This is a genomic window from Alteromonas sp. 1_MG-2023 (assembly GCF_030547075.1).
Classification (GTDB): Bacteria; Pseudomonadota; Gammaproteobacteria; order Enterobacterales; family Alteromonadaceae; genus Alteromonas.
This window is the reverse complement of sequence record NZ_JAUOQH010000028.1, coordinates 21,093-28,287: the sequence shown is the minus strand read 5'-3', so window position 1 is coordinate 28,287 and position 7,195 is coordinate 21,093. Positions and strand designations below refer to the sequence as shown.

Sequence of the window (7,195 nt, the reverse complement as noted above, 5' to 3'; positions counted from 1 at the left end):
GCCGAAGCCGAAGCCGAAGCCGAAGCCGAAGCCGAAGCCGAAGCCGAAGCCGAAGCCGAAGCCGAAGCCGAAGCCGAAGCCGATCCGCTAGACGATGCATTGGCCGCGTTCGATAAACAAATGATGGACGATATTCCCACGTTTGGTGAATCAGATGATGGGGATAAAGCCCCAGAGCCCGCTCCTGAGCCAGAAAGTGAGCTTGAGTTTGAATCTAAAAATGATGATTACGACGATAGCATTCTCGATAGTGCTTTCGATGAAGTTGACGGGTTCGAGCTAGAACATGAAGTTGATGGCGTGGTTCCAGAGCCCTCAGCAGGTAAAGAGCCCTCAGCGGGTAAAGAGCCTTCAGCGCAAGACAAACCATTATCAGCAGACGCTAACGATGCAAGTGACTACAGCGAACTAGAAGATGTTCCAGGGCTAGATGACTGGTTATCCGGCACCGATGAATCAGAACAAGAAGAAATACTTGATGATTTAGACGGTGCCGAGTTCGACGAGCTACTACAAAGTATAGAGTCTGAACAAGCCGATGTGCCCAGTATTGAAACAACGCCAGATGCAACTGAACAAGCTCAAGAACCTGAGTCAGAACTGAAGCTCGATAATCCTGACTTAGATTTAAGCGCGCTATTGAATGACAACGAATTTGATAGCGAAAGCCAAGAGTATACGCCCACTGAAGAGTTTCTTGATGTTGAAGCATTAATGGACGACGGCGAAGATAATGAGATTGACCCCGACAGCGCCGAGCTTGATTTAGATGTCAGCCTGTCTGATTTCACTGGCGTAAACGATACCGATGATGTCATCGACATTGACAAAGACGCAGGGCAAAATGCAAGCTTAGATCTTGCCCGCGTATATCTTGAAATGGACGATATCGTTGCAGCGAAAGAATTACTCGAAGATGTGATTAATCTGGGTAGCGAAGAACAAAAGCAAGAAGCTGAAAGCATTTTAAAGTCTATCAGTTAATTGCATGTTGAGTGCGGTATGACTACACTTAGCGGCTTTTCTATTTAGAGGTATTGAAAACATGGGGCGAATCGCCTTAGGTATCGAGTATGATGGGGCGTCAGTGCACGGCTGGCAACGCCAAAAAGATGTTCCTAGTGTACAAGAGCACTTAGAGAAAGCACTTTCCGTTATTGCAGATAAACCTATTTCAGTATTTTGTGCCGGTCGTACCGATGCTGGTGTGCATGCTACCGGTCAAGTTGTTCATTTTGATTGCGATGTAGAGCGACCAGAGCGGGCATGGACTTTAGGTGTGAATGCAAACATGCCAGAAACGGTCTCCGTTATCTGGGCAAAACCCGTCGTAGACGATTTTCACGCTCGTTTTTCTGCTACCTTTCGCCGCTATCGTTATGTTATCCATAATGCCCGATTACGCCCTGCTATTTTTCACTATGGTGTAACTCACGTTCATCATCAGTTAGATGAAAAAAGAATGCATGAGGCTGCTCAGGCGTTAGTCGGAAAGCACGACTTCACCACGTTTCGAGCATCGTTATGTCAAAGCAAATCACCCGTTAGAACCGTTGCGAGTGTAGATGTGTCTCGTCATGGCAGATACATTGTGATTGATATTCAAGCTAATGCATTTTTACATCATATGGTGAGAAACATTACCGGTTCGTTGGTGAAGATTGGGCTTAATGAAGCGCCCGTGGACTGGATAGCTCATTTACTTACCTTAAAAGACAGGAAGAAAGCCGCTACAACCGCGCTGCCTAATGGCTTATACCTTGTAGATGTGGGATATCCAGACACGTTCGGTATTCCCAAGCCGCCGCTGGGACCATTGTTTTTACCTGAAAACTAATCATTATTTAAGCAATTTCTTGAGCTTGTAAGTTTACCTTCCAACTTCTTAGACCAGTTTTGTTTTTTCCATTTTGCTGTATTGTGGTCTAATAGCGCGCTATATTAGGTGGTTGTACTTATATGGCGCGCAATTTCTTCTTGCGCCATAATAAAGTGACCGACATATTCATGTAGTACTGGTAAAAAGCACGAATAAAAACTGTTGCCGGTGCGCTAAAAAATATAAAGGATTCGTTTTCCATGAGCTGGATTCAAAAAATTCTTCCACGTACGCAAACATCTACTAAAGGTAATGTACCTGAAGGTATTTGGACTAAATGCGGCTCTTGCCAAGCTGTGTTGTACAAAAGCGAACTGGAAAAACTTCAGGAAGTTTGCCCTAAATGTGATCACCACATGCGTATTACGGCTCGTCGTCGTATCGATGGTTTTCTTGATGAAGGTGACCGCGTAGAACTTGGTGCTGAATTTGAGCCACAAGATATCTTGAAATTCAAAGATTCTAAGCGCTATAAAGATCGTATTACCGCTGCGCAAAAACAGACTAATGAAAAAGACGCATTAGTGGTTATGAAAGGCAAGCTTAAAGGTATGCCTGTGGTAGTCGCAAGTTTCGAGTTCGCTTTCATGGGCGGTTCGATGGCTTCTGTAGTGGGGGCCCGTTTTGTAGCTGCAGTAAATGCTTGTCTTGAAAACAACACGCCGCTTATTTGTTTCTCTGCCAGTGGTGGCGCGCGTATGCAAGAAGCACTTATGTCATTAATGCAAATGGCGAAAACCTCTGCAGCATTGGCCAAAATGAGTAAAAAGGGCTTACCTTACATTTCTGTGCTAACCGACCCAACAATGGGTGGGGTTTCTGCCAGTTTAGCCATGCTGGGTGATGTTAACGTTGCTGAACCAAAAGCTCTTATCGGTTTTGCTGGTCCTCGGGTTATCGAACAAACTGTGCGTGAAAAGTTACCACATGGGTTCCAGCGCAGTGAGTTCCTTGTTGAGAAAGGCGCTATTGATATGATTGTTGACCGCAGAGAAATGCGTGATAAATTACACGGCTTGTTACTTAAGCTGCATCATCAGAATTAGTGAATAACCAACAAAATTTTAAAGCTGACTCAACGACATCGTTGAGTCAGTGGCTTTCTCACCTCGAATCCATTCATCCAAGCGCCATTGATATGGGGCTAGAACGTGTTAAGTCTGTGGCTGATGCCATGGGTATTCATCTAAACGATTCTTTACTTATTACTGTGGCCGGCACCAATGGCAAGGGCACAACCTGCCGCCTGCTTGAACAAGCGATGCTTGCTCAGGGGAAGACCGTTGCAGTATTTAGTTCTCCCCATCTTGTGAGTTATTGTGAGCGTGTGCGTCTTAATGGCAAATTAGCTCAAGAAGGCGCATTTTGCCGTGCCTTCGCGCTTATTGAAAAAGCCCGAGGTGATATCACGTTAACCTATTTTGAATTCGGCACCTTGGCTGCAATGAAAATGATGCAAGACTGGGGCGTTGATGTAGCAATATTGGAAGTAGGGTTAGGGGGCAGGTTAGATGCCACAAACATTCTCGACCCAGATTTAGCCATTGTTACTACCATTGACCTCGACCACCAAGATTGGCTCGGTGATACTCGTGAAAAAATTGCTCGCGAAAAAGCCGGTATAATGCGAAAAAATGGCAAAGCCGTTATTGGTGAGCTTTTATCGCCAGACTCGCTACGTGAAGTTGTATCTGAATTAGATGTTGATGCTCGATGGGCGCAGGAAGACTTTTTCGTTATTGAAGGCGAACTAGCTGATAATAGCGCAAGCATCACATGGCAATGGAAGGGTAAAGATGCCGAATTTACTCAATTGCCTTATCCGCATATTCCACTGCAAAACGTAAGCACGGCGCTAGCGGCGCTAGAGTTGCTGGCATTACTCCCCGATAACGCTTCTATAAAACAAATTATTGCTAATACTCGATTGCCTGGGCGCCAGCAGGAGCTTAGCAAAAAACCATTGGTGGTTGCCGATGTAGCACATAATCCCCAAGCTACCAAAGCGATGCAAAAATGGCTTACACGTTATTCGGTAAGCAAAATTCGCGTGGTAGTGGGTATGCTAAAAGATAAATCTATTGTAGAAACTCTTGCGCCCTTGTCGTCGCTGAATGCAAAATGGTATCTTGCAAGCACATCAGGCCCTCGTGGCTGTGATGCCAAGGTGCTTCAAGATGCACTGATTGATGCTCAACTTGATAAAAGTTGTACTCAAACCTTCCACGATGTAACAAGTGCGTATATTGCAGCACATGAAGATTTCCATGACGGCGAACTTATATTGGTCTTTGGTTCATTTGTTACCGTGGCCGAAGTGTTAGAATATACCAATGCGAAAGCACAACAATAACAAGAACAATAAGTTCAACAGGAGATAACAGTGACGTCGGCATTAAAGAATAGACTCGTGGGCACCATCATTATTGTGGCGCTAGCGGTTATTTTTTTACCAGACTTTCTCGATGGCAAGAAGCAAACCAACAAAGAGCCGTTTGTATCTGTTCCCGCAAGTCCTCAAAAAAAGCCCATTGTAGAGCCTGAAGCATTTCCCAGTGAGCGGGTGGCTAAAGCTGCCCAATTACCTGTATCGGTAACGGACGACGTAGCGTTAGATGATGTAAGCGCAACGTCGAGTGCGCTAAGCGAAACTGAGTCTCTACCAGAGCCTGTAGAAGCAACAGTAGAGTCAAAAGACTCCCTTGCCAGCCAAACAGTCGTAGAGGCACCTGACTCGTCTAGTATGGATGATGCAGGCTGGGTGATTCAGCTTGGCAGCTTTCGCCACGAGAAAAACGTACAGTCTCTATTAAATAAGCTAGAAAAAGCAGGGTACCGGGCATTTAGTCGCAAAATCATGACTAATTCAGGGCCGCTGAATAAAGTGTTTGTGGGTCCTGATTTAGAAAAGAAAAAATTAGAGGCAGCATTACCGCATTTGCGTGAACTTACCGAGCTTAAAGGCAAGGTAACCACGTTTAAAGTTGAGTAATGTAAACCCTTAAGTACAGCGCGCAACCTTTACCATTAAAATCAGCGGCGGGAAATATTACACATTGGTAATCTTTGTCGCTTCTGGTAGAATGCGCGCCATCTCGCCAACGGCATGTCGCTACCTACAACTTCAGCGACGATAACGCATTTAAGAGACAATGAACTGGGTAGACTTTTCCATATTGGGTATCGTTGCGGTATCTACCTTAATAAGCCTTATTAGAGGGTTTGTTAAAGAGGCCATTTCTCTTGTGGTCTGGTTTGGCGCACTCTTTATTGCCAGCCATTTTTATGCCGACTTAGCCGTATACTATACTGCCATCGATGATATGTATCTTCGAAATGGCGCTGCCATTGCCACCTTGTTTATATCAACTCTACTGTTAGGTGGCATGTTAAATTTTGCGATTGGGCAACTGGTTCAGGTCACAGGCCTATCAGGTACCGATCGCGCTTTAGGTATTGTATTTGGAGCGCTCCGCGGAGTACTTATCGTTAGTGCGCTTCTCTTTTTCATGGACACTTTCTCTGCCGCTGCTTCATCGCAGTGGTGGCAAACGTCGGTTCTTATTCCCGAATTTGGTGTCATTATTGAGTGGTTTTTCACATATGTGAAAGGCTCCTCCAGTTTCTTAAATCCCGCTTGATATAGGTAACGCGCATGTGTGGTATTGTCGGAATAGTTGGTAAAACACCAGTAGCTCAGTCTTTGTACGATGGTTTAACGGTAATCCAACATCGTGGACAGGATGCCGCTGGAATAATGACCATTGACCAAAATATGTTCAATTTGCGTAAAGCAAATGGCTTGGTACGTGATGTCTTTCATACTCGCCATATGAAACGTCTGTCGGGAAACATGGGAATTGGTCACGTTCGTTACCCAACTGCGGGTACGTCTAGTTCAGCTGAAGCTCAGCCGTTTTATGTAAACTCACCTTTTGGAATTGCATTTGCGCATAATGGTAACCTAACTAATGCGCACGACTTGCAAGAAGAAGTATTTCGTATTGCTCGTCGTCACATCAATACCACCTCAGATTCTGAGCTATTGCTAAACATCCTTGCACACGAACTTCAGCAAGTGGCAGGATTAAGTGTTACCGCCGAACATATTTTTGAAGTGGTAACCAAAGTACATAAAAAGATTCGCGGTGCTTACGCTGTTGTTGCCGCTATCATTGGGCAGGGTATATTGGCCTTCAGAGACCCACACGGTATTCGCCCGTTAGCGTTAGGTAAACGCATGACTGAGCTAGGTGAAGAGTGGATGGTAGCGTCTGAAAGCGTGGCACTTGATGCCGTTGGCTTCCAGTTCATCCGTGACGTGTCGCCAGGTGAAGCTGTGTATATTACTGAAAATGGCGAGCTTCACACCAGACAGTGTGCTGAAAATCCCATCACCTCTCCATGTATCTTTGAATTTGTGTACTTTGCTCGGCCAGATAGCTTTATTGATGGCATTTCAGTTTACGCCTCCCGCGTGAACATGGGCCGCAGATTAGGTGAAAAGATCGCACGTGAGTGGAGCGATTTAGATATTGATGTGGTCATTCCTATTCCTGAAACATCAATGGATGTGGCACTTCAAATTGCGAATACATTGGAATTACCATACCGTCAGGGTTTCGTGAAGAACCGCTACATCGGCCGCACGTTTATTATGCCTGGTCAGACTATGCGTAAAAAGTCGGTACGTCGTAAGCTAAACGCTATCTCGTCTGAATTTAAAGGCAAGAACGTGCTGTTGGTTGATGACTCTATTGTTCGCGGTACTACCTCTGGACAAATTATTGAGATGGCTCGAGAATCAGGTGCTAAGAAAGTATATTTCGCATCCGCTGCCCCTGAAATACGTTTCCCGAATGTTTACGGTATTGATATGCCTTCCGCTAATGAGCTGATTGCTTATGGCCGTGAGATTGATCAAATCGCAGACCTCATTCAAGCCGACGGTCTTATCTTCCAAGATATTACTGACTTAATTGATGCGGTAAAAGAAGAGAACGAGTCGATTCAACGCTTTGAAACATCGGTGTTTGATGGAAACTATATTACCGGCGATGTTGACCAAGACTACTTAGAGCGCATTGATATATCACGAGGTGAAAAGTCTCGCGAAGCCCCTATTTTACAAGCAGAGTTAAGTAATTTAGATGTGCATAACATCGACTCAAACGATTAGCTAAAGCCAACGCTAGCTGTTGGCTTAGTGCTTAATGGTTAAGCTGACACTAGGTGCCATCAAATAGTGACACCTAGTGCTGTGACAAAACCTAAACTAGAATTGAGTTTATCGACAAACACAAAAAAGCCGCTTAA

General features: G+C 44.9%; 7 protein-coding genes. All 7 read left to right on the top strand.

The genetic code is table 11. The features are described 5' to 3' along the window. Positions 1-984, top strand: a 984-nt coding sequence (locus Q4561_RS19410) for a FimV/HubP family polar landmark protein (protein WP_303462910.1), incomplete at its 5' end; no start/stop codon positions are given. A 61-nt stretch (positions 985-1,045) separates the two neighbouring features. Continuing rightward, positions 1,046-1,837 carry a tRNA pseudouridine(38-40) synthase TruA gene (truA, locus tag Q4561_RS19405; RefSeq protein ID WP_303462909.1) on the top strand — a complete coding sequence of 264 codons (792 nt, stop codon included), beginning with the start codon at positions 1,046-1,048 and terminating at the stop codon, positions 1,835-1,837. A gap of 242 nt (positions 1,838-2,079) precedes the next feature. Next, complete coding sequence (accD, locus tag Q4561_RS19400; protein ID WP_303462908.1) at positions 2,080-2,925, top strand: acetyl-CoA carboxylase, carboxyltransferase subunit beta; 846 nt, start codon at positions 2,080-2,082, stop codon at positions 2,923-2,925. After that, positions 2,925-4,232 carry a bifunctional tetrahydrofolate synthase/dihydrofolate synthase gene (gene folC / locus Q4561_RS19395; RefSeq protein ID WP_303462907.1) on the top strand — a complete coding sequence of 436 codons (1,308 nt, stop codon included), beginning with the start codon at positions 2,925-2,927 and terminating at the stop codon, positions 4,230-4,232. Before accD ends, folC begins: the two co-directional genes overlap by 1 nt. Before the next feature lie 30 nt (positions 4,233-4,262). Next, entirely contained in the window at positions 4,263-4,871 is a 609-nt protein-coding gene (locus Q4561_RS19390; protein WP_303462906.1) for an SPOR domain-containing protein, read from the top strand. A gap of 160 nt (positions 4,872-5,031) precedes the next feature. Next, positions 5,032-5,520: a CvpA family protein gene (locus Q4561_RS19385; protein WP_303462905.1), complete on the top strand. Its 489-nt coding sequence runs from the start codon at positions 5,032-5,034 to the stop codon at positions 5,518-5,520. A 14-nt stretch (positions 5,521-5,534) separates the two neighbouring features. After that, the gene (purF, locus tag Q4561_RS19380; RefSeq protein ID WP_303462904.1) at positions 5,535-7,058 is read left to right on the top strand and encodes an amidophosphoribosyltransferase; all 1,524 of its coding nucleotides are present in this window, start codon (positions 5,535-5,537) and stop codon (positions 7,056-7,058) included. The last annotated feature ends 137 nt before the right edge of the window (positions 7,059-7,195 follow it).

Coding starts and splice junctions, on each gene's coding strand:
- accD (WP_303462908.1), top strand. CDS start 2,080: ATGAGCTGGATTCAAAAAATTCTTCCACGTACGCAAACATCTACTAAA.
- Q4561_RS19385 (WP_303462905.1), top strand. CDS start 5,032: ATGAACTGGGTAGACTTTTCCATATTGGGTATCGTTGCGGTATCTACC.
- truA (WP_303462909.1), top strand. CDS start 1,046: ATGGGGCGAATCGCCTTAGGTATCGAGTATGATGGGGCGTCAGTGCAC.
- purF (WP_303462904.1), top strand. CDS start 5,535: ATGTGTGGTATTGTCGGAATAGTTGGTAAAACACCAGTAGCTCAGTCT.